This window comes from Paenirhizobium cremeum (assembly GCF_047553425.1).
In the GTDB taxonomy this organism is placed as follows: Bacteria; Pseudomonadota; Alphaproteobacteria; order Rhizobiales; family Rhizobiaceae; genus Allorhizobium; species Allorhizobium cremeum.
Genome location: NZ_CP180217.1, coordinates 1,766,556 through 1,793,257 on the forward strand (window position 1 = coordinate 1,766,556; position 26,702 = coordinate 1,793,257).

Annotated in this window: 24 protein-coding genes; 2 read left to right on the top strand and 22 right to left on the bottom strand. The window is 61.6% G+C overall.

Annotation, left to right across the window (positions count from 1 at the left end):
- Positions 1-14: 14 nt before the first annotated feature.
- The 6 genes from ACLBKR_RS08900 to ACLBKR_RS08925 all read right to left on the bottom strand — a co-directional run bounded on the left by ACLBKR_RS08900 (position 15) and on the right by ACLBKR_RS08925 (position 7,803).
- Positions 15-776 carry a sugar phosphate isomerase/epimerase family protein gene (locus tag ACLBKR_RS08900; RefSeq protein WP_414901457.1) on the bottom strand — a complete coding sequence of 254 codons (762 nt, stop codon included), beginning with the start codon at positions 774-776 and terminating at the stop codon, positions 15-17.
- Positions 777-842: 66 nt separating this feature from the next.
- Complete coding sequence (locus ACLBKR_RS08905) at positions 843-3,299, bottom strand: beta-mannosidase (RefSeq protein ID WP_414901459.1); 2,457 nt, start codon at positions 3,297-3,299, stop codon at positions 843-845.
- 143 nt (positions 3,300-3,442) lie between these two features.
- Positions 3,443-4,534, bottom strand: a complete 1,092-nt coding sequence (locus ACLBKR_RS08910) for an ABC transporter ATP-binding protein (protein ID WP_113340272.1) — start codon at positions 4,532-4,534, stop codon at positions 3,443-3,445.
- A 6-nt stretch (positions 4,535-4,540) separates the two neighbouring features.
- Positions 4,541-5,485 (bottom strand): carbohydrate ABC transporter permease, encoded by a 945-nt coding sequence (locus ACLBKR_RS08915; RefSeq protein ID WP_113340271.1) that lies wholly within the window; start codon positions 5,483-5,485, stop codon positions 4,541-4,543.
- The gene (locus ACLBKR_RS08920) at positions 5,478-6,404 is read right to left on the bottom strand and encodes a carbohydrate ABC transporter permease (RefSeq protein ID WP_112831904.1); all 927 of its coding nucleotides are present in this window, start codon (positions 6,402-6,404) and stop codon (positions 5,478-5,480) included. Before ACLBKR_RS08920 ends, ACLBKR_RS08915 begins: the two co-directional genes overlap by 8 nt.
- A gap of 163 nt (positions 6,405-6,567) precedes the next feature.
- Complete coding sequence (locus ACLBKR_RS08925; protein WP_113340270.1) at positions 6,568-7,803, bottom strand: ABC transporter substrate-binding protein; 1,236 nt, start codon at positions 7,801-7,803, stop codon at positions 6,568-6,570.
- Positions 7,804-8,250: 447 nt separating this feature from the next.
- On the opposite strand from ACLBKR_RS08925, the gene ACLBKR_RS08930 reads away from it, so the two are divergent.
- Positions 8,251-9,294: a LacI family transcriptional regulator gene (locus ACLBKR_RS08930; protein WP_113340269.1), complete on the top strand. Its 1,044-nt coding sequence runs from the start codon at positions 8,251-8,253 to the stop codon at positions 9,292-9,294.
- 170 nt (positions 9,295-9,464) lie between these two features.
- Here ACLBKR_RS08930 and gndA read toward each other — a convergent pair whose 3' ends face one another.
- The 9 genes from gndA to ccoN all read right to left on the bottom strand — a co-directional run bounded on the left by gndA (position 9,465) and on the right by ccoN (position 19,243).
- Positions 9,465-10,892 carry an NADP-dependent phosphogluconate dehydrogenase gene (gene gndA, locus ACLBKR_RS08935; protein ID WP_113425067.1) on the bottom strand — a complete coding sequence of 476 codons (1,428 nt, stop codon included), beginning with the start codon at positions 10,890-10,892 and terminating at the stop codon, positions 9,465-9,467.
- A 114-nt stretch (positions 10,893-11,006) separates the two neighbouring features.
- Positions 11,007-11,162 carry a cbb3-type cytochrome oxidase assembly protein CcoS gene (ccoS, locus tag ACLBKR_RS08940; RefSeq protein WP_112831907.1) on the bottom strand — a complete coding sequence of 52 codons (156 nt, stop codon included), beginning with the start codon at positions 11,160-11,162 and terminating at the stop codon, positions 11,007-11,009.
- A complete protein-coding gene (locus ACLBKR_RS08945) occupies positions 11,159-13,459 on the bottom strand; it encodes a cation-translocating P-type ATPase (protein ID WP_414901463.1) in 2,301 nt (766 codons plus the stop codon). Before ACLBKR_RS08945 ends, ccoS begins: the two co-directional genes overlap by 4 nt.
- On the bottom strand, positions 13,456-13,956 hold the full coding sequence (locus ACLBKR_RS08950; RefSeq protein WP_113448534.1) for a FixH family protein: 501 nt from the start codon (positions 13,954-13,956) through the stop codon (positions 13,456-13,458). The genes ACLBKR_RS08945 and ACLBKR_RS08950 overlap by 4 nt, the downstream gene beginning before the upstream one ends.
- Positions 13,953-15,542, bottom strand: coding sequence for a cytochrome c oxidase accessory protein CcoG (gene ccoG / locus ACLBKR_RS08955; RefSeq protein WP_113448533.1), 1,590 nt, complete (start codon positions 15,540-15,542; stop codon positions 13,953-13,955). Before ccoG ends, ACLBKR_RS08950 begins: the two co-directional genes overlap by 4 nt.
- A 296-nt stretch (positions 15,543-15,838) precedes the next feature.
- The gene (ccoP, locus tag ACLBKR_RS08960; protein WP_112831911.1) at positions 15,839-16,702 is read right to left on the bottom strand and encodes a cytochrome-c oxidase, cbb3-type subunit III; all 864 of its coding nucleotides are present in this window, start codon (positions 16,700-16,702) and stop codon (positions 15,839-15,841) included.
- A 3-nt stretch (positions 16,703-16,705) separates the two neighbouring features.
- On the bottom strand, positions 16,706-16,858 hold the full coding sequence (locus ACLBKR_RS08965; protein ID WP_112831912.1) for a cbb3-type cytochrome c oxidase subunit 3: 153 nt from the start codon (positions 16,856-16,858) through the stop codon (positions 16,706-16,708).
- A 10-nt stretch (positions 16,859-16,868) separates the two neighbouring features.
- The gene (gene ccoO, locus ACLBKR_RS08970) at positions 16,869-17,600 is read right to left on the bottom strand and encodes a cytochrome-c oxidase, cbb3-type subunit II (protein ID WP_112831913.1); all 732 of its coding nucleotides are present in this window, start codon (positions 17,598-17,600) and stop codon (positions 16,869-16,871) included.
- 14 nt (positions 17,601-17,614) lie between these two features.
- Positions 17,615-19,243 (bottom strand): cytochrome-c oxidase, cbb3-type subunit I, encoded by a 1,629-nt coding sequence (gene ccoN / locus ACLBKR_RS08975; RefSeq protein WP_112831914.1) that lies wholly within the window; start codon positions 19,241-19,243, stop codon positions 17,615-17,617.
- Between the two features lie 285 nt (positions 19,244-19,528).
- Here ccoN and ACLBKR_RS08980 point away from each other — a divergent pair, with 285 nt between their 5' ends.
- On the top strand, positions 19,529-20,053 hold the full coding sequence (locus tag ACLBKR_RS08980) for a hemerythrin domain-containing protein (RefSeq protein ID WP_113486821.1): 525 nt from the start codon (positions 19,529-19,531) through the stop codon (positions 20,051-20,053).
- Between the two features lie 46 nt (positions 20,054-20,099).
- Here the strand turns inward: ACLBKR_RS08980 and ACLBKR_RS08985 are convergent, their stop codons facing one another.
- The 7 genes from ACLBKR_RS08985 to ACLBKR_RS09015 all read right to left on the bottom strand — a co-directional run bounded on the left by ACLBKR_RS08985 (position 20,100) and on the right by ACLBKR_RS09015 (position 26,594).
- The gene (locus tag ACLBKR_RS08985; protein ID WP_113424820.1) at positions 20,100-20,828 is read right to left on the bottom strand and encodes a PAS domain-containing protein; all 729 of its coding nucleotides are present in this window, start codon (positions 20,826-20,828) and stop codon (positions 20,100-20,102) included.
- Positions 20,829-21,090: 262 nt separating this feature from the next.
- Positions 21,091-22,020, bottom strand: a complete 930-nt coding sequence (locus tag ACLBKR_RS08990) for a lipid A biosynthesis lauroyl acyltransferase (protein WP_113340264.1) — start codon at positions 22,018-22,020, stop codon at positions 21,091-21,093.
- A gap of 3 nt (positions 22,021-22,023) precedes the next feature.
- Complete coding sequence (locus tag ACLBKR_RS08995) at positions 22,024-23,052, bottom strand: zinc-binding dehydrogenase (protein WP_112831918.1); 1,029 nt, start codon at positions 23,050-23,052, stop codon at positions 22,024-22,026.
- Positions 23,053-23,112: 60 nt separating this feature from the next.
- Positions 23,113-24,402, bottom strand: coding sequence for a beta-ketoacyl-ACP synthase (locus tag ACLBKR_RS09000; protein ID WP_113340263.1), 1,290 nt, complete (start codon positions 24,400-24,402; stop codon positions 23,113-23,115).
- Positions 24,403-24,414: 12 nt separating this feature from the next.
- Positions 24,415-25,620: a beta-ketoacyl-ACP synthase gene (locus ACLBKR_RS09005; protein WP_113425068.1), complete on the bottom strand. Its 1,206-nt coding sequence runs from the start codon at positions 25,618-25,620 to the stop codon at positions 24,415-24,417.
- A 94-nt stretch (positions 25,621-25,714) separates the two neighbouring features.
- Positions 25,715-26,188, bottom strand: a complete 474-nt coding sequence (locus ACLBKR_RS09010; RefSeq protein ID WP_414901470.1) for a 3-hydroxyacyl-ACP dehydratase FabZ family protein — start codon at positions 26,186-26,188, stop codon at positions 25,715-25,717.
- Between the two features lie 127 nt (positions 26,189-26,315).
- Positions 26,316-26,594: an acyl carrier protein gene (locus ACLBKR_RS09015; RefSeq protein WP_003502893.1), complete on the bottom strand. Its 279-nt coding sequence runs from the start codon at positions 26,592-26,594 to the stop codon at positions 26,316-26,318.
- Between the last annotated feature and the right edge of the window lie 108 nt (positions 26,595-26,702).

Below are 26,702 nucleotides of genomic sequence, written 5' to 3' on the forward strand. Positions count from 1 at the left end.
TGAGAGTCCGGGTGTCAGTAGGTTTTGAAGGCATCGATGGAACGCGCGATCAGGCGGCCGATGTCCTTCGGATTGTCATGTTCGAGAATATAATGGGCCACACCATAGGGCCTGAGCGCCGCCATGAGATCCTTCCATGGTACGGTACCGTGCCCGACATCCGCCCATCCGTCCTCATCGGTATTGGTACCCGCCGCGGCGATGTCCTTGACGTGGACGGCGGTGATCCGTTTGCCGTAGCTCTCAATCCAGGCAAATGGATCGGCCTTGCCGCGGATGATCCAGGCGATGTCTGCCTCCCAGGAGAGTTCCGGCCCGCCGGCGAAGATCTGCTCCTGGGGCGTCGAGCCATCCGGGAGCGTCGCGAATTCGAAATCGTGATTGTGCCAGCCGAAGACCAGACCGGCATCACGGAACGGCTTGCCCGCCTCCTGCAGGCGCTTGCCGAAGGTGAACCAGCCGACCTCGTCCTTCGGCCGGGCATCCGGCATGAGATAGGGGCAATAAACGGCCTCGATCCCGAGCGCCTTGACGATCTTCAATGCCCTGCCAGCATCGCCTTCGAGCATATCGAGACCGAAATGGCCGGTCGGCATGGTGAGCCCATTCGTATCGAGTTCCGCACGGAGCTTGTCGAGACCGGTATCGTCGAGCGAGGCATACATCGCGCCATAGCCTTCCACATGGGTGTAGCCGGCTTCTGAGAGTTGCGGAAAGATCGCGGAAAAAGGTTGGAAATTGCGGGCGCTGTAAAGCTGGAAACCAAGCTTGGTCATGGGGTTATTCCTCTTATTGCTGGGCTGGACCTTGAGAGTGCCGCGCCCGGTTCTGTGTAAAATCGTTCAGCCGGCTGAGTGGCTGCCCTGAAGGTCGTAGACGGTAATTCCCGGAAGCGCGCCGGCGGCGAGCGGCACGGACGGCTTGAAGACGATGCGGCGCATCTCGCCGGCGTGGAGGTCGAAGGCATTGTCGGAAAACCGACCGCCGACATCCGCTTCCAGCATGACGAACAAGGCGAGGCCTTGCGCGCTGACGGCGATTTCGAAGGAACCGCCTCCCGTCTCGGTGACCGCGGTCTCGAGACCGGCCGGCCTGAGCTCCAGCGCCTTGTAGGTGTCGGTAACGTAGTGCCCCTCGCCGGTCATGCCGTTCGATGCCGTGAAGCTCCAGGCGAGAAGGCAGTCGACGGGAATGTCCGTTTCCTCGATTTCGACCAATGTTCCCGCCCGGTCCGGCGGGCAGATGCCACTTGTGCTCCGGAGTGGAATGCGTTCACCGCCCAGTGTCAGGGCAAACAGCGTCAGGTCGATTGCGACCGGATCGGCCGTGTCGTTGACCATGGAGATTGCGATGCGAGTGCCGTCGGCGGCCGGAATGGCCGCGACGTTGACCGGCTGGAAGAACCGGCGCGCCATGTAGTGCATCGCCTTCCAGCCGCCGCCATAGTCGAGGCTCGACCAGGAGGCGACCGGCCAGGTGTCGTTAAGCTGCCAGTAGAGCGTGCCCATGCAATGGGGTTTCAGCGAGCGCCAGTAATCGACGGCCGTGCGGATCGCCAGTCCCTGCTGGATCTGCGAGAGATAGACGAATCTGGAAAAATCGCTCGGGAAACGGAAATAGCGGAACATGGTGCCGGCGATCCGCTCGTTGCCGCCGGCATTCTTCTGGTGAAGCTCGATCACCGGGGAGGCTATGTTGAGGTCGGCCTCCTCCGCAAACCCGCGGATAACCGGCAGCGACGTATAGGACTGGAAGCCGAACTCGGAGCAGAAGCGCGGCTTGACGCTGCGGTAATTGTCGAACGACTTGTTCTCGTGCCAGACCGACCAGTTATGCATGTCGCCGGAGCCGTCTGCATGCCAGGCGTCGCCGTAATCGAGATAGCCGGATGCGGGGCTCGACGGCCACCAGATGGCCTGTGGAAACGCCTTCTTCACGCCCTGTTCGATCGTCCGGTTGAGCCTGTCATAGGCGACGAGATAGCGGTCGCGGTTCCTGACCGATTCCGGGAACCAGGTGAGAGCGCCCACCAGTTCGTTGTCGCCGCACCAGAGTGCGATGGACGGATGCGAGGAAAGTCGCCGGACCTGATAATCGACCTCCTGGGCGACGTTCGACAGGAAATCCTCGCTGCACGGATAAAGGTTGCAGGCAAACATGAAGTCCTGCCAGACCATGAGGCCGAGACGGTCGCAAAGATCGTAGAACCAGTCGGCCTCGTAGAAACCTCCGCCCCAGACGCGGATCATGTTCATGTTGGCTTCGACGGCCGAGTTCAGGAGGTCTTCCGTCTTGTCCCTGTCCGTGCGCGAATAAAGTGCGTCGGCCGGTATCCAGTTGGCGCCGCGGCAGAAAATTTCCCGGCCGTTGATCCGGAAGGCAAAGCGGCTGCCGGCCTCGTCCGCATCGGTCAGGAGTTCGATGGTCCGAAGCCCGATCTGCCGGGTGACGGTCTCGCCGGGAATGTCGATGACGAGAGCGTAAAGCGCCTGCTCGCCGCTGCCCGCCGGCCACCAGAGCCTGGGGCTTTCGACATGAAAGACATGGCTGATCCGGGTCTCCCCCGCGGCAATGCCGCAATCGAGCCTCACTCTTTCGCCGGCGAATTCGAAATGGACGGGCACGACGGCCGGCTCGGCCGAAAACAGCGTCAGCGTGACATGAAGATCAACACCGCCGTCTTCGAGGTGAACCTGCTCGGTTTCGACATGTTCGATCCGCGCGGGATCGAGCCTCTTTAACGCGATCGTGCCGTAAAGGCCGAGCGGTGCGACGGCGATATTCCAGTCCCAGCCGAAATGGCACTGCGGCTTGCGCAGCATGTTGCCGTTCGGGATCGGTGAATTGCCGTCATGATAGGGAATGTAGAAAGGCTGCCGCGCCTGCCGTTCGGCACCGGCTGCAATGCTCGAATGGAAATGAATTCGAATGCGGTTTTCGCCGGGTTCGATTGCCTCGGAGACATCGGGCCGGTAACGGCGGAAGCAGTTGTCAGCCGAAAGAACCGGCACGTCGTTGACGAACACGACGGCCACCGTGTCGAGATAGTCGATGTCGAGATACCAGTTGCCTTCCGCACGATCGACGAAGAAGGATCGTTCCACCGACCACTCCCGCTCGGCAACCCACTGCACAGCCTCCTCGTTGCGGCCGAAATACGGATCGGAAATGATCCCCGCCGCCTGCAGGGCCGAATGAACGTCGCCGGGCAGCACGATCGTCGCCGAATGTTCGCCGTCGGCCGAGGAAAGCCGCCATTCGCCTGAGAGGTCGAGCTTGAAATCTGATTTGTCCGTCATGCTTCTGATCTCAAAGATATGCTGGGCGGGTTCGCCCGTTTTCACGAAACGTACGCCCTGCCCCTCATCCACCCGCCGGCACCTTCTCCCTGTCTGAACGGGTGGAGGGGGTATGGGTCACGGGCAGATCCGACCACGGCCGTTCAAATCCGCTCCTCCGTGCCGGCGTCGAAAAGCGAGGCGACGTTCATGTCGAAGCCGAGGCGCACCTTCGTGCCCGGCCTGTAACGACGGGTGCCCGCCGTCCGGACCGAAATGACGTGGCCGGCATGTTTCAGCCAGAGCAGGTTATCGGCTCCCATCGGCTCCTCGATGTCGACGGTCGCCTCGTGAAGCTCGGCGCCTTGAGGCACGTCCTCGTCGAGCATGATGTGTTCCGGCCTGACCCCCAGCACGACCTTGCGGCCCGCGTTAAGCGGAGCGCCCGCCTCGTAGCCAGCGAGAGAGAAATCGACCCCGCCCGTGGTGAAGGCCACCCGGCCCCCGCGGTCGACAAGTTCTCCACGGAAGAAGTTCATCGGCGGCGAACCGATGAAGCCGGCGACGAACAGGTTCTTCGGTCGGTTGTAGATCACCATGGGATCGTCGAGCTGCTGGATCACGCCGCTCTTCATGATGGCGATGCGATCCGCCAGCGTCAGCGCCTCGATCTGGTCGTGGGTGACGTAGATCATCGTGTTCTTCAGCGACTGGTGCAGCCGCTTGATCTCCACGCGCAATTCGGAACGCAGCTTGGCGTCGAGGTTCGACAGCGGCTCGTCGAACAGGAAGACATCGACATCGCGCACCAGCGCCCGGCCGATCGCGACGCGCTGGCGCTGGCCGCCGGATAGCGCTGCCGGCTTGCGGTCGAGCAATTGCTGGATCTGCAGGATCTCGGCGGCGCGCGCCACCTTTTCCCGGATCTTCTCCGCCGGCACCTTGGCGACCCTGAGACCGAAGGAAAGGTTCTTCTCCACGCTCATCTGCGGATAGAGCGCATAGGACTGGAAAACCATGCCGATTCCGCGGTCCTTGGGTTCCTCCCAGGTGACGTTGCGGTCCTTGATGAAAATCTGCCCGTCGGTCGGTTCCAGCAGACCGGCGATGCAGTTGAGCAGGGTCGACTTCCCGCAGCCGGATGACCCCAGCAGCACGAGAAACTCGCCGTCCCGGATGTCGAGATTGAGGTTCTGCAGCACGTTGACCGCGCCGAAACTCAAAGACAGATCCTTGATCGATACACTGTAGGACATATGCACTTAACCCTTCACTGCGCCGGCGGCGATGCCGCGGACGAAAAGCCGGCCGGACACGAAATAGACGATGAGCGGGACCGCGCCGGTCAGCAGCGTGGCAGCCATGTTGACGTTGTATTCCTTCACCCCCTGAACGGAGTTGACGATGTTGTTGAGCTGGACCGTCATCGGGTAATATTCCGGCCGGGTGAACACGACGCCGAACAGGAAGTCGTTCCAGATGCCCGTCACCTGCAGGATCATCGCGACGACGAAAATCGGCAGCGACATCGGCAGCATGATGCGGAAATAGATCTGCCAGAAGCCCGCTCCGTCGATGCGCGCCGCCTTGAACAGCTCTTCGGGCAAGGAGGTGAAGTAGTTGCGGAAGAGCAGCGTCAGGATCGGCATGCCGAAAATGGTGTGCACGATGACGAGGCCGCCCAGCGAACCGTAAAGCCCGATCTCGCGCAGCACGATGACAATCGGATAGATCATCACCTGATAGGGGATGAAGGCACCGACGATCAGGATGGTGAAGAAGAAATCCGCCCCCTTGAAGCGCCAGTTGGCGAGCGCGTAGCCGTTGACCGAGGCGATCAGGATCGAGATTAGCGTCGAGGGGACGGTGATCCTCACCGAGTTCCAGAAGCCGCGTGAAAGGCCGTCGCAATTGAGGCCGGTGCAGGCCGTCGCCCAGGCCTTGACCCAGGGCTCGAACGTAATCTCGACCGGCGGCGAGAAGATATTGCCGAGCCTGATTTCCGGCATGCCCTTCAAGGATGTGACCACCATCACATAAAGCGGCAACAGGTAATAGGCCGCCGCCACGAACAGCGTGCCATAGATCATGATGTTGCGCGGAGAAAGCAGGCGACGGGGTCTGGCACCGCGCGGCCCTGCCTGAAGCCGGTCGGACACCGGCTCCGTTCCGGCGGCGATTGCGTTGAGGGAACCGGTGTCAGCCACGCTTCCTTCCTCCGAATTCGAGATAGGCCCAGGGAACGATGATGATCGCCACGGTGACCAACATCATGGTGGAGGCGGCGAACCCCTGCCCCAGATTCTGCGCCTGAAACATGTAGTCGTAGACGTATTTCGCCGGCACTTCGGAAGCGATGCCCGGTCCGCCGCTGGTTTGCGCGACGACGAGGTCGTAGACCCGCACGATGCCGCTCGCGATGATGACCAGCGTGGTGATAAAGACCGGCCGCATCATCGGGATCACGATGAAGAGATAGGTTTTCCAGATCGGGATGCCGTCGACCCGCGACGCCTTCCAGATGTCCTCGTCGATGCCGCGCAGCCCGGCCAGCAGCAGGCACATGACGAGACCCGTCCCCTGCCAGAGACCGGCGATCAGCACCCCATAGATGACGATGTCGGAATTATAGAGCGGATCGAAGGTGAAGCTCGTCCAGCCGAGGCTGCGGACCACGGACTGGATGCCGAATTCCGGATTGAGCACCCATTGCCAGACGAGCCCCGTCACAATGAAGGACAGCGCGAACGGATAGAGGAAGATCGTCCGGAAGGCATTTTCGAAGCGGATTTTCTGGTCCATCAGCGCCGCGAGCACGAAGCCGATGACGAGGCTGAAGATCAGCGTGAAGATGCCGTAGATCGCCAGGTTTTCGATCGAGACAAGCCAGCGGGGTGCCGCCCACAAACGCTCATACTGCTCTATCCCGACGAATTTCAGCCGCGGCAAGAGCTTCGAATTGGTGAACGAATAGACGATCGTCCAGATCGTGCCCCCGAGAAAGATGACGAGAGCGGTCAGGACCATCGGAATGGAAGCAATCTTGGAATTGAGATTGCGCAACAAATGATTGGGACGTCCCGGACGTCCCCGGTTCGCCGATTGGCCCGTCGAATGGCCGTTCATGGGTCACTCCTTCTTCGTGATCCAGCACTCCCCGCAGGACGAAATCCGCAAAACACCAGGTTTCCGGTCCGTCATGCAGGTACGATCCGCAAGGCATCTTATCCCGGATGGCAAACCCGGCGCGGGTCTTGCCGCCCGCGCCGGATGTCTCGGGAGAATGCGATCAGTCGGCCGAAGCGATGATATCCACGAAGCGCTTCTGCGCATCTTCCGGCGTCATCGACGGATTGGCGAAGAATTCGGAGAACAGGTCCTCCTTCTGCTTCTGGCTGTCCGCCGACAGGAGCTGGTCCGTCCACTGGATCACGTCGCCCTTGGCAAGGATATCGAGACCCTTCTTCATGCAGTCGTTGGCAGCGGCAAGATCGACGTCGCCGCGCACCGGCAGAGACCCCTTCTTCAGGTTGAAGGCAACCTGCGTCGCCGGTGCGACCAGCGTCGAAGCGAGAGCTTCCTGGGCCTTGGCTTTCTCTTCGTCCTTCAAGAGCGGGAAGTAGAAAGCGTCCCCGCCGGTGGCGATGACGGGATTGACGCCGAGGCCCGGCAGGCAGGTATAGTCCTTGCCGGCAACCTTGCCGGCGAGCGCGAACTCGCCCTGCGCCCAGTCGCCCATGATCTGGCCGCCGGCCTTGCCGGTGATGACCATGTTCGTCGCCTGGTTCCAGTCCTGAACATTGGTGCCCTTCGACATGCGGCGTGCATCGTCCGCTGCCTTGAAGACCTTGGCGATCTCCGGTCCCGCCGCGACGTCCGCATCCTTGTCCCCGAACACCTTCAGGAAGGTGTCCTTGCCGGCAAGCGCAAGAAACAAGACGTCGAAGGCGCCGTTCGACTGCCAGGGCTGACCGCCAACGGCGAGCGGCACGATGCCGGCCTTTTCGAGCGCCGGTGCGGCCGCGACGAATTCGTCCCAGTTGTTGGGAACCGCGACACCGGCCTTGCTGAAGGCCTCGTTGGAAAGCCAGAGCCACTGCCAGGAATGGATATTGACCGGCGCGCAATAGATCTTGCCGTCGATGGTGCAGCTGTCGAGCAGGCTTGCCGGACGGATGATTTCCTTCCAGTTTTCCTTGGTCGCCACATCCGTGAGATCGCGCATCAGGCCTGACTGGACGAGTTCTTCCGCCTGACGGCCGTGGTTGAACTGGGTGGCGCCCATCGGATCGCCTCCGGTGATGCGGCTCACCATGATCGGCCGCGCCGTTCCGCCGGAGCCGGCGATGGCGCCATCGACCCATTTATTGCCGGTGGCATCGAAGGCCTTGGCGAGTTCGGCGACCGCCGCGGCCTCGCCACCGGACGTCCACCAATGGGTAACCTCGAGATCGGCGGCCTGGACGGCGCCCAGAGGCAGCACCACGCTTGCGGCCAGAAACGCCGCGACGCTACGAAAATTCATGAGTCTCCTCCCTCACTGAAACGTTGCCGTAAAAATCTATTCGAATCAATTTAACCACGCAACCGGCGCAAACGATTTTTATTTTCTTCATGATTTTTTCTACCTATGAGGGAATGAAATCTCATCCCATTTCAGGGATATCGATCTCTCGCGACGCTCAGAGAAAGTTGGAAGGAAAACGATAGCTTACCATAATTAGGCGCAGTACCGCGGATTATCTTATTGCGTCGCACGCCGAACCCTTCGCTGCAGCGCAACCTTAGAGAGCTGAAATGCAACCGCACTTAAAAGTTGCTGCAGCATCGCATTGCAGCATGGAAATCGCTCGACAAATGAACTGTAACGTTACAGATTTCGACTGGAACTTCATCGTTCAGAGAATGAGGATGCGTTTGCAGTCGTCGATAAGGTAACTATACTGCCCGAAGGGGCAGTGACGGGGACAGCATGAAAAACGGAAATGAAAGAGCCGTCTCGGCTCTTGCGGCAGAGACCAAGGAGCGACCCACTCTCAAGACCATTGCCTTCATGACAGGATTGGGTATCACCACCGTCTCCCGCGCCCTGAAGGATGCTCCCGACATCGGCGCGGAAACCAAGGAACGCGTGCGTGCCGTCGCCCGCCAGCTCGGCTATCAGCCCAACAGGGCCGGCGTCCGCCTGCGCACCGGCAAGACCAATGTCATTGCGCTGGTCCTGAGCATCGACGAGGAGATCATGGGGTTCTCGAGCCAGATGGTCTTCGGCATTTCGGAAGTCCTGTCCGGCACACCCTATCATATCGTCGTGACGCCGCATTCCCACAGCAAGGACCCGATGCTGCCGGTGCGTTATATTCTCGATACCGGTTCGGCGGATGGCGTCATCATCTCCCGGATCGAGCCGGACGATCCGCGCGTTCGGCTGCTCGTCGAGCAGAACATGCCGTTCGCCACCCACGGCCGCACGGATTGCGGACTGGTGCATCCCTATCACGATTTCGACAACGAGGCCTTTTCCCGGCAGGCCGTGGAACGTCTGGTCGCACGCGGCCGCCGTCGCATCGCCCTGCTCCAGCCCCCGAGCAAGCTTACCTATTATACCCATACCCGCGAGGGCTTTCTTTCCGCGCTTCATCGCTTCGGCGCACAGGAAATACCGCTGCGGGTCACCATCGACTCGCCCCTGCCGGACATTCGTAACGCCATCGAAGCGCTGATGCGTTCCGATGACGCGCCCGACGGCATCGTCTGTTCCGCCGGCAGCGCCGCCGTTGCGGTGAATGCCGGCATCGAGGCGGCGGGAAAACGTGTCGGGAGTGATGTCGACCTCGTATCGAAACAGGCGATCCCGATCCTCAACTGGATAAGGCCCGAAATCATCACGGCCTTCGAGGATGTTCGCCAGGCCGGCCGCGAACTGGCAAAAGCCGTGATCGCGTGTATCGACGGCGCTGCTCCTGAGGATCTTCAGAGCATTAGCCTGCCTGTCTGGCCCGACGCCGAAAGATGAATGACAGGAACGGGCCCACGGGTTTCGTTTCCCGATAGCCCTTCCGGCATTACCGGCAGATGCCCGGAAAAAGCCCGAGCACCGCGACGGGACGAATGGACGCCCTTGTTCGCAACGGGAACCGGCTCGATGCCGGTTCTCGCATGCAGTGACTGTTCGCTGGGCTTGCCTTACGCAGCGCCTGCGCCGCTGCCCCACGGGCCGTGATGGATATCCTTGCCGTCGGTGCGGTCGAAACCGTGGGCGCCGAAGAAATCGCGCTGCGCCTGGATAAGGTTCGCCGTGCCGCGAGACTGCCGGTAGGCGTCGAAATAAGTGAGCGCCGAGGCGAGCGCGGGAACCGGTAGCCCGGCGGATACGGCTGCGGCAACGACGCGGCGAAGCGAGGGCAGGCTTTCCTTGACCATGGCCGAGAAGGCCGGCGTAACGATCAGATTGGCGGCATCCGGCATCGCCGTGAAAGCGCGGGTAATCTCATCGAGGAACTGCGAGCGGATGATGCAACCCGCCCGCCAGATCTTCGCGATGGTCGGCATGGGCAGCGCCCAGCCGAACTCCTTGCTGGCGGCGGCCATGACCGCAAAGCCCTGCGCGTAAGCCGCGATCTTCGCGGCGAAGAGCGCAAGCTCCAGGTCGTTTTCCAGATTGCCGCCGGAAAGCGCAAAGGGAAGCTTTTCCGTTCCGAACAGGGCTTCCGCCGCTTCGCGCTCGGATTTCATCGAGGAAAGGCTGCGGGCAGCGACCGCCGCTTCAATGGCGGTCGCCGGAATGCCCATCTGCTGCGCCTCGATCACCGACCACTTGCCCGTGCCCTTCTGGCCGGCCTTGTCGAGAATGACGTCAACCATGGGAGCGCCGGTCGCCGGATCTGCAGCCGTCAGCACCTTTTCGGTAATCTCGATCAGGTAGGAATTGAGCCGGCCCTTGTTCCAGCCGCCAAAGATCGAGCCGATCTCGGTTGCGTCCTTGCCGAGCCCGTCGCGCAGGATTCCGTAGATCTCGGCGATCATCTGCATGTCGGCATATTCGATGCCGTTATGGATGGTCTTGACGAAGTGGCCGGCGCCATTCGGGCCGAGCCATGCGCAGCACGGATCGTTCTCGTATTTCGCGGCAATCGAGGTGAGTACCGACTCGACGCGCGCATAGGATTCCGGCGTGCCGCCGACCATGATCGAAGGGCCGTGACGCGCACCCTCCTCACCGCCGGAAACACCCATGCCGATGAAGGTGAGCCCCGTGCCAGAAAGCCGCTCGAAGCGCGCCATGGTATCGCGGAAATTGGCGTTACCGGCGTCGATCATGATGTCGCCACCCGAAAGATGGGGCATCAAGGCATCGATCTGCTCGTCCACGGCATCGCCGGCCTTAATCATGATGATGATCGGGCGCGGCGGCCGGATGGCCGCGACGAACTCCTCGATCGTATGGCAGGCGACGATCTGGCCTGCAAGCGGACCGGCTTCACCGAGAAATTCGTCGGTGCGCGCGGTCGTCCGGTTGAAGACGGCGATCCTGTTGCCCTTTTCGGCGATGTTGAGCGCCAGATTGGAACCCATGACGCCAAGCCCGATCAGTCCGATTTCCGCCTGCTGCATTTCCTGCTCCGATTCAAAACGATTGAAATTCAAATCGGCCTGTTTTGGCACTCCTTCATTGCGGGAGCAAGAACGATCGGCGGTAAAAGATTCGTGCGTGGAGGCACGGAGCCGTCAGTTCTCTGGGCGGTCGTCGGCATCATCGAGCACACGCCATGCCGCGCCTTCCAGATCCTCGTACTGGCCGCTCTTCAGCGACCAGAGGAAGGCGAACAGTCCCAGCCCGCCGAGAAACAGGGCGATCGGGATCAGGTAGATCAGCATGTTCATGATGCAAGCCTTGCATTCGGAGCCGGGAAACCCGCGGCCGGCTGGGATGCCTCTCCCTCGGAGCGCAGGTTGAGCCGGTTCAGCCGAAGCGCATTGACAACGACGATGATCGACGAGGTGGACATGGCGACCGCAGCGATCAGCGGCGTCGCATAACCCAGAATGGCAATCGGAACGGCGATGACATTGTAGCCGATGGCGAGAGCGAAATTCTCGCGTATGAGACGGCCGGCGCGGCGCGACGCCTCGATGGAGAAGCCAACCGCCTCGAGACCGGGGCGCATGAATACGAAGTCAGCCGCCTGCCGGCCGACATCGGCGGCCGTTGCCGGCGCGATCGAGACATGGGCGGCGGCGAGCGCCGGCGCATCGTTGATGCCATCCCCGACCATCAGCAGCCTGTGGCCATCCGCCTGTACGGAAGCGCAGAATTCCGCCTTTTCGCGCGGTGCAAGCTCAGCCTTCCAGTTGTCGATGCCGAGCCTTTTGGCAAGCGCGCCGACGACGGCGGCCCGGTCGCCCGAGAGGATGCCGATGGAATAGCCCTGTTTCTTCAGGAGCGCGATGGCAGCCTCGGCACCGGGACGCAGCGTATCCTCGAAACGGAAGGCTTGAAGTTCACGTCCGTCGAGCGACAGCACCACCTCCGAGAAAGCGTGATCGGCGGACGCGTCGGCAGTCCCGTCGCAGGCAAACTTGCGGCTGCCCAGCCGATAGATCCCTTCCGCGGCCCGGGTTTCGACCCCGGCACCCGGAATTTCCGTAACCGTCTCGAAGATCCTCGCCGGAACGGTTGCCGCCCGCCACAATGCGTCGGAAAGCGGATGGCGCGAATGGGCGGCAAGCCCTGCGGCGATGGCAAAGGCATTGCCGTCGATCCCGGTCGCATCGATCAGCCGCGGCTTGCCGAGCGTCAACGTCCCCGTCTTGTCGAAGGCGATCGTATCGATCTCGGCCAGCCGTTCCATGGCGGAACCGTCCTTGACCATGACCCCCGATTTGAACAGGCGTCCCGCGGCAACGACCTGCACCACCGGCACGGCAAGGCCGAGCGCGCAGGGGCAGGTAATGATGAGAACCGCAACAGCCACCAGCAGCGCATGCTTCCAGTCGCCGTCATAAAAGCCCCAGGAAAGGAAGGTGACGAAGGCGGTCAGGTGCACGGCAGGCGAATAGAACTGTGCGGCGCGGTCGGCGATGCGGCGATAACGCGCCCTGCCCCCTTCGGCGGCTTCCATCAGGTTGATGACTTCCGCCAGGAAGGAGTTCTTCGCCGTCGCCGTCGCCTGGATTACCAGGGAGCCGGTGAGGCTGAGCGTACCGGCCTGCACGACGTCGCCCGTCGTCACCTGCTGCGGCGCACTTTCGCCGTTGACGATCGAAACGTCCATGTCGCTGGCGCCGGACAGGATGATGCCGTCCACGGGCACGCGCTCACCGGGCGAAACGGCTACCCTGTCGCCCACCCGGATCTCCTCCAGCGCCCGGTAGTCGCGCGAACCGTCTTCGGCAACCACCATGGCGCCGCGCGGGCTGAGCCGTGCCAGGCCGCTGATGGCGGACCGCGCCCGGTCGCGCATCATGTGATCCAGCGTGCGGCCGATCAGCAGGAAGAAGAGAAGCGATGCCGTTGCGTCGAACCAGGCGTGTTCGCCGTGATTGATCGTCTCCCAAAGCGAGATGAAATAGGAAAGCGTGATGCCGATGGCGATCGGCACATCCATGTTGGTGCGCCCGTGCCGGATGGCGTTCCAGGCCGACTGATAGAAGAACCGACCGGCATAGATCAGCGCCGGCGCGGCGATCATTGCCGAAATCCAGTGGAACATGTCGCGGGTGGCTGCGTCCGCTCCGGACCATACGGAGACCGACAGCAGCATGATATTGGCGGCCGCAAATCCCGATACGGCAACAGCGCGGATCAACTGGTTGCGCAACGCGTCGGAGGCGACCTCGGCCGAGGTGAAAAGATGGGACTCGTAACCGGTCGAGGCGATGGCGCGAGCGATGCTGACGGGGTCGGTGGGCTGCCCCTCCACCTCGTCCTTCCACACGACCGAGACACGTTTCGTCGAGAGATTGACGCGCGCCCTCTGCACTTCGGGAAGCGCCTTGAGCACGCCCTCGATCGTCGTGATGCAGGTGCCGCAATGCACCGCCGGCACGCTCAGATCGACCTGATGCAGACCATCACCCAGGTCCCGGCTGGAAAGCCGCAATTCCTCCGAACTCGGCAGGGCATGCCCTGCCCGTTCGATTTCGAGCGCCCCTTCGGTGCCGGCTGCGCAGCAGCTCATTTCTGTTCTCCAATGACCGCGATGCGGTTGGCCTCGTGCATGACGAGCCTGCCATCCTTGACGGCCTTCATCTCGACGATCCAATGGCCGTGGGCGACCTCATGGTCCGCGACGTAGAGACCGTTTCCGGCCGGAACGAGCGTCACCGTGAAGTCCTGCTTCTCGCCGACCGGGCGCTTGAAATGCGCCGTGACCTCATCGGCGATCACCGGCTGGTCGCCCGGAAGCGTCAGCGTATAGGCGATCCTGCCGGCCTTGACCTCAAGCTTGCTCTTGATACCGGTCGCGAGCATGTCGCGGATCGCCGCTGCCTTGCCGTTGAACTCCTGGCTGGCGATGTAGGTATTCTGCACCACCAGACCGCTCCATGTCGATGAAGCATAGTAAGCCATCGTCATGTTGACCGTGATGATGGTTCCAAAGAACGCTACCAGAATGGCGAACATATGCCAGCCGGTGAAAACGAAACCGGTCTTCTCGTTGCCTGCGACAGTCATCTCTTCTTCACTCCGGGCCCGATGAAGACGGCCTTGTATGAATTTTCCTCACCTCCGGCCGCATCCTTGACGGTGAAGCGGAAGTGCTCGGATTCCCACGCCACCTGATCGCCCGGCAGCGTGACGAACACCTTGAGCGTGGTGGCCTCGTCCGGCTCGACGGAGACGGAGAAGGAACGAACCTCCTCGGCCGACACGCCGTTGACCTTCATGGTGGCGTCAGGCAACCCCTCGAGCGATACCACGATATTGCGAGGCTCGGGGATCATGTTCAAGATGCGAAGCGTATATCCGTTACGGATCGAGCCGTTGGACTCGAGAACATACTGCGGATTGCGGTCATGCAGCACGTTGAGCTCCAGCCGGTCGCGACTGAGCAGCGCAACGAGAAGACCGATCCCGACGGCCGACCAGACGCCCATGTAGAGCAGCGTGCGTGCCCTGAAGATGATCCGCCAGTTGAAATGCCGGACCTTGTCGCTGAAGGAGCCGTCGGGCTTGCGAACGTTGAGCGGGTTGATCGAAGTCGTGCCGTTGGCCGTCGCCATCGCCATGTTCGACTGATACTCGTCGAGCGTCGCATAGGCGATGAGCCCGCGTGGCTTGCCGATCTTGTCCATGACGCCGTCGCAGGCGTCGATGCAGAGCGCGCAGGTGATACATTCGAGCTGCTGCCCGTCGCGAATGTCGATGCCCATGGGACAGACGGCGACGCAGGCATTGCAATCGACGCAATCGCCGACGATCTCGCCTGCCGCAGCAGCCTTCTTGGCATGCCGAGAACGAGGCTCGCCCCGCCAGTCGTTATAGGTGACGACCAGCGAATTCTCGTCGAGCATCGCCGCCTGGATACGCGGCCAGGGACACATGTAGATGCAGACCTGCTCGCGCATCAGGCCGCCGAACAGATAGGTCGTGGCGGTCAGGATGGCGACGGTCATATAGGCGACCGGCTGGGCCTCCCCGGTCACGACGTCCATGAGAAGCGTCGGCGCATCGGCGAAATAGAAGATCCAGGCACCGCCGGTGGCAACGCCGATCGCGATCCAGATCGCATGCTTCGAAATGCGCTTCCAGATCTTGTCGAAGGTCCAGGGCGCGTTCTCGAGCTTCATGCGAGCGTTTCGATCCCCTTCGATGGCCCGCTCCACCACCAGGAACAGGTCGACCCAGACCGTCTGGGGACAGGTATAACCGCACCAGGCGCGGCCGACCGCCGAGGTGACGAGAAAGAGCCCGAACCCCGCCATGACCAGCAAGCCGGCGACGAAGAAGAATTCCTGCGGCCAGATCTCGATGAAGAAGAAGTAGAAACGACGATGCGCGAGGTCGATCAGCACCGCCTGGTCGGGAGCGAATTCACCGCGGTCCCAGCGCAGCCACGGGGTGAGATAATAAATACCGAGAGTGACGAACATCACCAGCCACTTGAACTGGCGGAAACGCCCCTCCGCCCTCTTCGGGAAGATCTTCTTGCGCGCTTCATAGAGAGGCCGGCGCGTCTTGGCCGACATCACCGCCTCGGCTTCCAGGCGTTCGACTTCCGCGGGCTCGCCCGCCTTTCCCTTGTCAGCATGCAGATTCATCGGAGACCTCGTTGTTTAGTGTTTCTTCTCCCATTTGGCATGATAACTCGCCTTGACTTATATCAAGCAGCGGCGAAGCGTCGCAATTCATATGAAAAACACTATGTCAAGAGGCGCCTGCTTCCGAAATCATAGCAGAAATTGACGTTTTACAGACAAGATCACGAGCCGCCCCGATGGCCAGCGACAAAAAACCACGCCCCGGTGGGCGTGGTTCGATAGACGTGGTCCCCTGGACAAGATGGCAGAGGCTGCGGCGGTGCGGAATTGCCCGCCTCCGCCACAGCTTCCGGGATTTATTCGCCGCCACCCAGCGAGTGGACGTAGACCGTCAGTTCCTTAACCGTGGCGTCGCCGAGGCGGGCGCTCCAGGCCGGCATGACGCCATGCTTCGGATTGGCGATCTGCTGTGCGATTTCGGCCTCGCCATTGACCTTCAACCAGATCGCGTCCGCGAGATTCGGCGCACCGAAGTCGCGGCCGCCCTTGGCGTCTTCGCCATGGCACGAAGCGCAGTTGTCAGCGAAGACCTGCTTGCCGGGCTCGACCAGGGAAGCATCCGAGGGCGTACCAGTCAGACTTACGACATAGGCCGCCACCTGCTTGACCTGCTCGGGCTCGATAACGTCGGCGAAAGCCGGCATTTCCGAAACGCGGGTCTCCGGATCGCTTTCATAGCGGATACCATGGGCGATGGTGGTGTAGAGCGAGTCGAGATCCCCGCCCCACAGCCAGTCGTCGTCGTTGAGGTTCGGATAGCCGATGCCGCCGGCAGCGCCCGAACCGTGGCAGGGCGTGCAGTTGACCTTGAAGGCAGCAGCACCGCCGGCCGTCGCGAACTGGGCAAGTTCCGGATCGGCAACGATCTCGGCGAGCGGGAGGGCTGCAATCTTCTCGACGAAGACCGCCTGGGCGGCCTTGGCATCGCTGAGTTCCGCAGCCACCTGTGCGCGGCTGGAAAAGCCGAGCATGCCCTTGGTGTTTTCCTTCAGGAGCGGCCAGGCCGGATAGGCGATCGTATAGCCGATCGCCCACAGGATGGTGGCGTAGAAGGTATAAACCCACCAGCGCGGCATCGGGTTGTTCAGTTCGCGGATGCCATCCCACTCGTGGCCAGTGGTTTCGACGCCACTGATTTCGTCAATATGTTTTTGTGCCATCTCTTAGTCCTCCTTGAGAGGGATGCTTGCCGCTTCGTCGGCCGGTTTCTTTCCGCCGGGCCGGAAGGTGAACACGACGACGCCCACGAAGAACAACGTCATGCCCAGCAGGCCCCAGCTGTCTGCGAAGTGGCGCATGGCCGTATAGGTTTCCATGTGCCCCTCCTCAGCGGTAACCGGTCGCGTCGTCGTAGGTCGAGAAGTCGACGAGCGTACCGAGCATCTGGAGGTAGGCAACCAGCGCATCCATCTCGGTGAGCTGTGCCGGATTGCCATCGAAGTCGCCGACCTTGGCCTTCGGATAGCGGGCGAGCAATGCCGTCGTATCCGCGTTCGGATCGGCCTGGGCGGCAAGATCCGCAGCACCGTTCTCGATCATTTCGTCGGTGTACGGCACACCGACGGTCCTGTTGGCCTTGAGGTCCATCGAAACGTCGGTGACCTTGAGCGGCGTCGTCTTCAGGAACGCATAGCTCGGCATGATCGATTCCGGGACCACGTCACGCGGTTCCGTCAGGTGCTGCACGTGCCACTCGTTCGAGTAGCGGTCGCCGACGCGGGCGAGATCGGGACCCGTCCGCTTCGAGCCCCACTGGAACGGATGATCGTACATCGATTCCGCGGCGAGCGAGTAATGGCCGTAGCGCTCCACCTCGTCGCGGAAGGGCCGGATCATCTGGCTGTGACAGACGTAGCAGCCTTCACGGACGTAGATGTTGCGGCCTGCGAGTTCCAGCGGCGAGTAAGGCCGCATTCCCTCGACCTTCTCGATGGTGTTCTCGAGATAGAACAGCGGAGCGATTTCCACGATGCCGCCGATGGTGACGACCAGCAGGGAACCGAGGAACAGAAGGCTCGTGTTCTTCTCGAGGATTGCGTGTTTATCAAGAATGGACATGAAAGCCTTCCTTCTTATTCAGCCGGCTGGACGGCGGCGGGAACGGTGGAGCCCGGGATCGGAGCTTCCTGACGTTCGTAACCGAGGATCGTCATCAGCACGTTATAGGCCATGACGAGACCACCCAGGAGGTACAGGCCACCGCCAACGGCGCGCAGGACGTAGTACGGGAACATGGCTGCGACCGTTTCTGCGAACGAATAGACCAGGAAGCCCTGATTGTCGTATTCGCGCCACATCAGGCCCTGCTGGATACCGGCAACCCACAGAACGGCGGCGTAGATGACGATGCCGAGAGTTGCGAGCCAGAAATGCCAGTTGACGAGACGCAGCGAGTAGAGACGGTTGCGGTTCCACAGCTTGGGCGTCAGGTAGTAGACGGCGCCGAAGGTAATCATGCCGACCCAGCCGAGAGCGCCGGAATGGACGTGACCGATGGTCCAGTCGGTGTAGTGGCTGAGCGAGTTGACGGCCTTGATCGACATCATCGGTCCTTCGAAGGTCGACATGCCGTAGAAGGCGATGGCGATAACCATCATGCGGATGATCGGATCAGTACGGATCTTGTCCCATGCGCCCGAAAGCGTCATCAGGCCGTTAATCATGCCACCCCACGAGGGCATCCACAGCATGATGGAGAAGACCATGCCGAGCGTCTGGGCCCAGTCAGGCAGCGCCGTATAGTGCAGATGGTGCGGGCCTGCCCAGATATACATGAAGATCAGCGCCCAGAAGTGGATGATCGACAGGCGGTAGGAATAGACCGGACGACCCGACTGCTTGGGCACGAAATAGTACATCATGCCGAGGAAGCCCGCGGTGAGGAAGAAGCCCACGGCGTTGTGGCCGTACCACCACTGGGTCAGCGCGTCCTGTACGCCCGAGAAGAGCGAGTAGCTCTTGTAACCCAGGAACGAGACCGGCATCGACAGGTTGTTGACGATGTGCAGCATCGCGATGGTGACGATGAAGGACAGGTAGAACCAGTTCGCAACGTAGATGTGCGATTCCTTGCGGGTGAAGATCGTGCCGATGAAGGCGATCAGATAGGCGACCCAGACAACGGTCAGCCAGAGATCGACATACCATTCCGGCTCAGCATACTCGCGTCCCTCGGTAATGCCCAGCAGATAGCCCGTTGCGGCCATCACGATGAAGAGGTTGTAGCCCCAGAACACGAACCAGCCGAGCGAGCCGCCGAACAGCCGCTGGCGCGAGGTGCGCTGTACCACATAGAAGGACGTCGCGATCAGCGCGTTGCCACCGAAGGCGAAAATGACCGCGGACGTATGCAGCGGACGCATGCGGCCAAAATTAAACCACGGTTCGATGTTCAGGTCCGGGTATGCCAGCTGGAGGGCAACCACGACGCCGACGAGGAAGCCGACCACGCCCCAGAACACCGTGGCGACGACGCCGTACTTGACGACTTCGTCAAAATACTCGGACTTGATCTGGGCGGCAGTCTTGGCGCTTACGGGTGCGAACTGCATCCGTCGCAGCATGACGATCGTGCCGGCAGTGAGCACGAAGAACGCAACCCACATATGGGTCGCGAACAGGCTGTCATAGGCGAAAGCCGCCCCGAGCAGCGCGGCGAAGGCGAGGACCGCCATCACCATTGTTTCTAACGTGTAATTCATTGTTGGAATCCCCCAACGGCTTGCTGATCATTCACAGGGATCGTCTCGTCTCTTGCGAGCAGATTCCTCCTGCGTCGTGTGCAGAATTCGCATTCAAGACGAGAAGACACCTTGATCCAAATCAATGCAAGGGGAAGCTCTTTTGGGAAAAGTCGCATCATCGCCCGGTTGCATCGCGCTCGACAGGGGAAGAGCGCCAGATCCCTTGCAGCGGGGCGAAAGGGGACGGCTGGAACACGAAGCAACTGCATACGCGACGTATCGACGCGCCGGAGAAAGCGGACCATGCACGCAAAAACGCCAAAGAACGATCCGGTCAACGGAAAAGGCCCCTTCCCGCCGGTCAACGTGCTGACGGAGGATCAACGTAGCCTTGCCTGGCTCCGCAAGGCGCATGAGGAGCAACTCGCGCTCTGCACCGAACTTGAGGAGATCGCCGATTCGCTTCCGGCCAGCATCAACCGGCAGAAATGCATCTACGCCGCCAAGGCGCTTGGTCCGCTGATAAAGGGCGTGCATCACTACGAAGAGACCGTTCTCTATCCCTGGCTGGAGGCGACCGCCTCCCAGGCCCCGCGCATGCACGACACGCTGGACCGCCTGAAATTCGAGCATTTCGAGGATGAGTGTTTTGCCGAGGAACTGACGGACGCGCTGTTGAAACTCGGCTCCGGCCTGCCCGTCAACATGGAGGCCGTCGGCTATATGCTGCGCGGCTTTTTCGAAGGCATGCGACGCCACATCGCCTTCGAGCGGGAATACCTGCTGCTGCAGTTCCAGGACGACGCGATCGTCCCCGGCCGCAACTGATCCGGAACCGAGGGTCTCCGCCAGCCCGTCCGGTCTTCGGACGTTCTCAGGCGGCGATTTCCCCGGCCGCTCCCACGCCGTCGGTCAGCATCATCACCGCCCCGACCACCTCGTCGCGCGGCGTTCGCAGCGGCGTCAACCGGTAGCGCAGCAGGCCGCGCCTGCCCTCGTCCCGGCGAAGATAGGTATGATCGACCTGCTCGCCCGCGAAGCACCGGTCGAGATTTCGCTCGATGGCGCCGGCTCCGTCCGCATCGCCGAGAAAATCGAAGATCCTGCGGCCGACAAGCTCGAGCGGCGTGCGCCCCAAAAAGTTCGCATGGGCGGGATTGGCATAGAGATAGCGGTAATCGAGCGTCACCACCGCGACGCGATCCGGCAGATTGTTCAGGATGGACTCGTTGAGAAGATCGTCCCCGTCCGCCTCCAGCGGTCTCGGTGCAACCGCCGGGACATCGCCGCCCGCCATCGCCTCGGAACCGAAATACCTGTCGAGCAGGACAGAAAGGGTCGCGGCATGCCTGAGCACACAGGACCGGTCGTCCGCATCTTCGCGGATCAGGTTGCCGACAAAGCGCAACTGAAGCTGGATCTCCCTCATGTCCGCCGCCCGGTAGTTCACGACGGCGGAAATCAACGGGTCGAGTTCCCGGTCGAGCAGGCGCACAAGATGATCGTCGCCGACACGGATTGCCTGCTGAAGCTGTACGCTCTTCATGGAAACCGCCTCGAACAGCGGCAGCAGATCATCCTGACGGGAGTCGTTTGCAGTCAACTTGCACCACTCCTTAACTGCACCGCCGGGCCGGCAGCGATGCTCATGAAATACAACCAAAGGTCTCATTTTCTTTCGAGCGAGTTAACATGAATGTATCTCACATTCAACTACTTAACTTTCAGGTATTGCCCTCTGTCCGACGGCGACCAAGCAAGAAGAACCCGGATTGAAAACGCGTTTGCAACGTTACAGTCGCGCATTCGCGACAAATGCGATTGCGTTGCAAAGGCGGATGCGGGCGGCAAGCTGCTGATTTAGGCTAAAGATTCTTCTTGATATTCCAGCGGTCGTGATACCAGAGCCATTGCTCCGGATATTCCCGCACCCAGGATTCGACCTTGTCGTTGAGATACTGGGCGGTGGCCTGCACGTCGATACGGCCGTCCTTGTCACGCGGAAGCTCGACCTTCGGCTCGATTTCCAGCCGGTAGCGGTTGTTCGGCAGGCGGATGCAGCGGGCCGGATAGACCTCGCAACCGAATTGCCGCACAAGTTTGGCGAGCAATGGATTGGTTCGGACGTCACGGCCGAAGAAGGTCGTCGGCTGCCCCTTCTTGAATTTCTGGTCGACCAGGATGCCAACGCCGGCACCCGCTTCGAGCTGGCGGGCAAGCTGGAACGAAGAGCCGGCATGAGAGGGAACGAGATTGCCCATGCGAGCGCGCCGGAAGTCGAAGACCATGTCGGCGATATAGGGGTTGTTCGGCGGGCGGAACAGCACCGTCACATAGAGGCCGAAGGCGGCGCCGGCCACCGGCAGCATCTCGAAATTGCCGGTATGGCCGGTGAAGACGATAAACGGACGCGGATTTTCCAGGAGGTCGATGAAAATCGGAACGCCTGAAACCTCCACACGGCCCTCGCCCTGGCGTTCGGGATCGAAATCGAAAAGCTCATCGAGAAAGACATATTCCGCAAGCTGCCGGCCCATATGCCCCCAGGCGTCGGTCGCGATCCTGTCGATCTCGGCCGCGCTCTTTTCCGGAAAGGCATTGCGGAGATTGGTGAGCATCAGCTTGTGACGCGATGTCTTCGGCCCGATGAAACGGACCACCCGGTCGGCAGCATTGATCGCCGCATCGGCGGGCAGGAGTTTCAGCACCTGCAGTAAGACAAGCACCAGCTTCGCCACCAGCCATTGCGGAAAGCGGCGAAACGCCAGAACGATCTTGGTGATGAGCGGCCTCAAAGGTCAGTCCATCTTGAGGACGATCTTGCCGAATACCTGCCGTCCTTCCATACGGACGAGCGCACGGTCGATGTCCTCGAGGCCGACTTCCGTGTCGATGACCGGATGCACGATGCCGCGCGCCATCTTCTGCATGGCGTTCGCCATGTTTTCCATGCGGCAGCCGAAGGAGCCGAGCAGCTTCAACTGCTGCTGGAACAGCATCATCAGGTTCATGTCGGTCGAAACGCCGGAGGTCGAGCCGCAGGTGACGAGACGCCCGCCGCGCTTGAGGCAGAGCATGGAGCCCGCCCAGGTATCCTTGCCGACATGCTCAAACACGACGTCGACGCCCTTCTTCTTGGTCAGCTTGCGCACGGCGCCTTCGAAGCGGTCGGTGCGGTAGTTGATGACGTGATCGGCGCCAAGCGCCTTGGCCCGCTCGATCTTGTCGTCCGAGCCGACGGTGGTGATGACGGTGCAGCCGATCTTCTTGGCGAGCTGGATGGCGGCCGTGCCGATGCCCGAGCCTCCGGCATGCACCAGAATGGTCTCGCCGGGTTCAAGCTTGGCGTTGTCGAACAGCATGTGCTCGACGGTGCCGAAGGTGACCGGGGCAAGGGCTGCGGCAACCGCATCGATGCCCGGAGGCGCCGGCACGAGCTGGCGAGCCGGAATGTTCATCTTTTCCTGCGCGAAGCCGTCGAGGTGGAAACCATGCACGCCGCCGACATGTTCGCAAAGGTTGTCGCGACCTTCGCGGCAGGGCTTGCAGAGACCGCAGACGCGCGCGCCATAGACGGACACGAGCTGACCCGGCAGAACGTTGGAAACGCCCGGGCCGATCGCCTCGACCACGCCGGCTGCCTCCGCGCCGATGGTCAGCGGCATCTTGCGTTTGGCAAAGGCCATGCCGCGCCAGCCCCAGACGTCGATATGGTTGAGCGCGACGGCCTTGACGCGCAACGTCACCTCGCCCGGGCCCGGCGCTTCCGGTTCCGGCAGATCCACGATTTCAAGCTTGCGGTCTTCAACGAGCTGGAGTGCGCGCATAAGGTCTATCCTCGCGCCCTAAGGGCGTTCTTATCTGGTAACGGGACGATGATCCGTCGCTTAAGCCGGTTCACGCGTCATGACAAGGCTGGCGTTCTGCCCGCCGAAGCCGAAGGAGTTCGACAGCACGACCGAAACATCGGCCGACCGCTTCACGTTCGGCACCACGTCGAGAACGATCGTCGGATCGGGATTGACGTAGTTGATGGTCGGCGGAAGCGTTCCCGTCAGCATGGTCTGGATCGAGAACACGGCCTCGACCGCGCCTGCGGCCGTCAGCGTGTGACCGATCATCGACTTGTTGGACGAAACCGGAATCCGGTCCTTCAGCCGCTCGCCGAAGACGGAGAGCATCGCGCCGTATTCCATCTTGTCGTTTTCCGGCGTCGACGTGCCGTGGGCATTGATATAACCCACCGCCTCTTCCGAAAGACCCGCATCCTCGAGAGCCGCCCGGATCGTGGCAATAGCCGGTCCGCCGTCCGGCGAGGAGCGCGTGCGGTGGAAATGGTCGGCCTTCTCGCCGCAACCCTTCATGATGCCGAGCACCTTGGCGCCACGAGCGACAGCTGCTTCAAGGGATTCCAGCACCAGCGTCGCTGCACCTTCGGCGATAACGAAACCGTCGCGGTCCTTGCTGAACGGCTTCGATGCCTTTTCCGGCGGATCGTTCTGGGTGGAGAGAGCCGAGAGCAACGCGAAGCGGATCAGGGCTTCCGCGCCGACCGAACCATCGGTCGCAACCGTCAGCGCCCGTTCCGTCCGGCCCTGGCGGATAGCCTCGACGCCAAGCTGGATTGCCGTAGCTCCCGAAGCACACGCGGTCGAAAGCGTCACCGGCAACCCGCGCGTACCGAAGCGGTCGGCAAGCCGTTCGGAAATGGAACCGAACTGCACGGCTTCGAGGAAGACCGGATCGGCCTTGGCGCGCATGGCCGCCAGAAGGCGATGATAGGCGTGGCCCTGATTGTCTTCAGGCGGCGTGCGTTCCGCGAGATTGAAACGGTCGTCCCACTCCGGCTCGACCGGCGGGGCGGCAAGGAAGAGAGGACCGTCGAAATCACCGGAAAGACCCGCCTGGGCCAGCGCCTCGATGGTCGTTTCGCGCGCCATGGCATAGGAGCGCTCGACGGCGTTGACGGCCGGAAGCTCGATGAAATCCACGGTGCCGCTGATGCGGGTATTCAGGCCCTCGGTGGGGAAACGCGAGATCTTGTGGATGCCGGAGACGCCGCCGGTCAGCTTTTCCCAGTTGTCGGCGAGCCCCTGCCCGAGCGAGGTGATGACGCCCATGCCCGTTACGGCGATGATCGGGCGGCCGAGATGGTCCTTGAAACGCGATTCCGTCATGATCCTATCTCCTCACGCTTCGGCCGAAAGATGCGCCATGCCTTCGCCGCGCACATATCCGACCGTCGTCACCACGGCATCCGTCGCCGGTTTTGCCATGACGCCCTCATTCTTCTCATCGAACGACGGCACAACCGCTTTTGTATCGAGTGCAAGGGCGGCAAGAGCGAGGCCGAGCGGAAACTGCGCTTCAAGCGCGTGACCGGTCACACCGCCGAAACCGCGTAGCGCGGCTCCCGGAAAGGCTTCTTGCAGAACCGTCTTTTCCCGGCCGGAAAGATCGACCATGCCGCTCGCGCCCGAAAGGACGAGCGTACCCTCTCCGGCGCCTGCGGCGACGGACGACGCCATGCGCTTCATGCGCTTTTCGAGCCCGCCATCCTCGCGCCGGCCGCGGTCGCCCTCGATGGCGTCGATCGAGGCATAGATATGGGCGCCGCGCGCTTCCGCATGAGCGCGCGACTCAAGCATCAGGAATGCGCCGACGGTGCCGAGCACCATGCCGCCGCCGTGACCTGGCTGGCGCTGCCAGAGCGGCCGCCACTCACCGGTGGCATGCGCCTGGATGCCTTCGACCAGCAGGAAAATGTCGTCGCGGTCGGCAATGAATGCACCGCCGACGAGCGTATGGGTCGACTGACCGGCCTGGATGCGGGCAAACGCCGTCTCGACGGCGGAAATGCCGGCGGCTTCCTCGCCCATGAAGGTGCGCGAGGAACCGGTGACCTTGTGAACGATAGAGATGTTCCCGGCCATCAGGTTGGAAAGCTGCGCGAGGAAAAGCGTCGGGCGCAGCTCGGTGGTGAGCTTTTCGTTGACCAGTTGGGCGCGATCGTTGCGCTTAAGCCCTTCGTCGACGATCAGCGTATCGACGTTGATATCGCGCTCGCCGCCACCGGCCGCAACGATCATGTCCATGGTCGAGCACGCCTCGGCATTGTCCTTCAGGCCGGCATCGTCGAGCGCGAGACCCGCCGCATAGACGCCGAGCCGCTGCCAGTTCTCCATCTGGCGCTGATCGCCCCGCTTGGCAATCTGCTGCGACCAGTCGATCTCGGGCATGGGGTGAACCGGATACGGCTTGAACTTCTCCGTCTCGACGACGGGAGCCGGGGCGCCGGCTGCCGAAAGCAGCGCGATATGAGGCTCCTTGCCGGTTCCATGGCACGTGACGATGCCGATCCCGGTAATCACCACGTCATTCGGTTTCTTGACCATCTTCAATCCTCTCGCCGGATCGGGTCCGGCGCAGCGGGCGGCGGCATACAGCCGGCCCGCATCCATCAAAAACGACCGGCCACCCGGAAATGCACTATCGGGCGGCGGCAATGGCCTCAATGAGGCCGATTTCGGTGGCACGCTTGCGCACGATGTCGGCAAGCGGCACTTCGCTGAACGGCATGGTCCTGAGCTTGAGCTGCGCGTCGCAGACCTTCTTGCCCTCGGACGAAATCTTCGCCTTGGTCACCGCAAAGCCGGAGCCGTCGTGTTCCAACTGCGCCTCGATGTCAAGCACCGCGCCCGGTTCGACGAAGGTGCGCATCTTGGCGCCGTCGACCGACATCAGGAAGGGCATGGCGGAAAAGTCCTTGACCGCGAGAAGCAGCATGCCCGACGCCTGCGCCATGGTTTCGATCAGGAGAACGCCGGGAACGAGCGGCATGCCGGGAAAGTGCCCTTCGAAAACGGGGCTCGACTGCGGCACGACCGACCTTGCCTTAAGCAGGGAAAGGCCGAGGTCCACCGCCTCGACCTTGTCGATCATCTGGAAATATTCAAGCAGCATCGGAAACCTCCGCCCTAGAGCGTCGCACGTCCATAAGGACGCGCAAACAACGCTCTAACATCTTGATTTTGCGCATCTAACTCTCCGAAAATCGAATCCGATTTTCGGACCGATGCGCCAAGGCGGATCAGCCCTTGGCTGCCCTCAGTTCGTCGATCTTGGCACAGAGGTTCTTCAGCACGAAATACTCTTCGGTGGAAACCTTGCCTTCGTTGACTTCCTGCGTCCACTGCTCAAGCGGGATCTTGATGCCGAATTCCTTGTCGATCGCGAAAACGATGTCGAGGAAATCGAGGCTGTCGATGCCGAGGTCGTCGATCGTATGGCTTTCCGGCGTAATCGTTTCGCGGTCGATTTCGCTCGTCTCAGCGATGATGTCGGCAACTTTGTCGAATGTAGCGGTCACGCCATTTACCTCATATGTCGAAAATCTGTGTTCCACATAGGGAAAACCATTCTAAAAGCCAATGGCAAGTTTCACCAATCGCGAAATTTGCACGCAAGGTGTTGCTCA